A 1,947-nucleotide genomic window follows, 5' to 3' on the forward strand; every position below is an offset into this window, starting at 1 on the left:
TCAGCTAACAACTATGGAGACTGACACACCGCCTTCGCGAGCAAGCCCGCTCCCACAATTGGACCGAGTCCAGTCTGAAAAACGGGTTGAATGTCAGGCCGCCATCGCGGGCAAGCCCGCTCCCACAGTGATCGAGCTGCTCCCGGATTTTGTGATCAACACATAACCCTGTGGGAGCGGGCTTGCCCGCGATGGCGGTGGGTCAGGCAAAGACAGTATTGAGGGGGGAAAAGCTCGCGAGCAGGCTCGCTCCCACACTGGATTTGTGTTGATCACAAAATCCGGGAGCACCCGCGGTCACTGTGGGAGCGGGCTTGCTCGCGAAGGCCGTGGTTCAGGCACCATCGATGTTGACTGACACAACGCCTTCGCGGGCAAGCCTCGCTCCTACGGGATGGCGGTGGGTCAGGCGCTGCCGGAGGTGTCCAGCGGTGCGGACATGAACTGGCTGATGCGCGAGCGCAGCCAGCGTTCGGCCGGGTCGTTGTCGTGGACGCCGCTCCAGGCCATGGACAGCTGCGCGGCTTCGATCTCGAAGGGCGGGTCTTCGGCGCGCAGGCCGCAGCCTTCGACCAAGGCGCAGGCGGCGTAATCCGGCACGGTGGCGATCATTTCGGTACCTGCCAGCAATGCCCGCAGACCACTAAACTGCGGCACGCCCAGCACCACCTTGCGGCAGCGTCCGACCTTGGCCAGATCCAGATCGATATTGCCGCTCAAGTCCCCGGAGAACGACACCATCGCATGGGGCCGCGCGCAGTATTCGTCCAGCGTCAGTGTCCCCGGCCGAGTATCACCGCGCAGCACCTTGCACGGAATGTCCCGCAGCTTCTTGCGCTTGGCATTGGCCGGCAGCTCCGTGGTGTAACTCACCCCCACGGAGATCTCCCCGGACGCCAGCAGCGCCGGCATCAACAGGTAGTTGGCGCGGCGCACCACGACCACGATCCCCGGCGCCTCCTCCTGCAACTGACGCAACAGGGGCGGAAAAAGGCCGAACTCGGCATCGTCCGACAGCCCGATGCGGAACACATCGTTGCTGGTCGTCGGATCGAACTCCTTGGCTCGGCTGACCGCGCCGGAAATCACATCCATCGCCGGCTGCAGTTCCTTGAGGATCGCCAGCGCCCGGCCCGTCGGTTCCATGCCACGCCCCTGGCGCAACAGCAGCGGATCATCGAACAGGTCACGCAACCGACCAAGCGCGGCGCTGACCGCCGGCTGACCCATGAACAGTTTTTCCGCAACGCGGGTGAGGTTTTTCTCGAACATCAGCGCTTCGAAAATCACCAGCAGGTTCATATCGACGCGACGCAGATCATTTCGATTCACAGGCACGGGTTCCTTGTGTCAGGCCAGGTACGGGGAGCGATTGTGGCTGACTTTACCCAAGACTTCCCGCGACGGGCGAGGAATTAACAACGTTTAACTCGCAAGCCAGAGCGTCCGGCTTCAAAAATGAGGTCTACCGATACGGACCTTTGCCATGGCTCAATTACAGCAAAACGCCGTCCTCGCGACAGTCGCAGATTCCCTGAAGAAGAACGCCGGGGGCCTCAGCCCGCAACGTGAGCGACTGGTCAAACAACTGATTCTCGAGCGCCTGGGCGAACCTCTGGAGGTGACTGAACTGGCCTTCGCCTGCTCGCTGTCACGCAGTCATTTTTCCCGCGCCTTCAAATGCAGCACCGGTCTGTCGCCCCAGGACTGGATCCGCCAGCAACGCATCGCCCGGGCCAAGCTGTTGATCCAGCACACGGACCTGAGCCTCACGCAGATCAGCTTGGAATGCGGCTTCTGCGATCAGGCGCATTTCTGCCACATGTTCACCCGCAGCGAAGGCATCAACCCGTTTGCCTGGCGCTGCCGGACCGTGCGCAGAAATGCCCACGCAACCCTGTAGGAGCGAGGCTTGCCCGCGAATGCGATGGTGATTTCACCTCCGTC

2 protein-coding genes are annotated in these 1,947 nt (G+C 62.1%); one reads left to right on the forward strand and one right to left on the reverse strand.

What is annotated here, in order from left to right:
* Nucleotides 1–405 precede the first annotated feature (405 nt).
* Nucleotides 406–1,332, reverse strand: a complete 927-nt coding sequence (locus ACW9JE_RS30485; RefSeq protein ID WP_457434875.1) for a LysR substrate-binding domain-containing protein — start codon at nucleotides 1,330–1,332, stop codon at nucleotides 406–408.
* A gap of 154 nt (nucleotides 1,333–1,486) precedes the next feature.
* Here ACW9JE_RS30485 and ACW9JE_RS30490 point away from each other — a divergent pair, with 154 nt between their 5' ends.
* On the forward strand, nucleotides 1,487–1,903 hold the full coding sequence (locus ACW9JE_RS30490; protein ID WP_457434876.1) for a helix-turn-helix domain-containing protein: 417 nt from the start codon (nucleotides 1,487–1,489) through the stop codon (nucleotides 1,901–1,903).
* Nucleotides 1,904–1,947 lie beyond the last annotated feature (44 nt).

The sequence above is a fragment of the Pseudomonas sp. SDO55104_S430 genome, assembly GCF_054070595.1.

Excerpts from the sequence above, each read along its gene's own strand:
- ACW9JE_RS30490 (WP_457434876.1), top strand. The coding sequence starts at position 1,487 with ATGGCTCAATTACAGCAAAACGCCGTCCTCGCGACAGTCGCAGATTCC.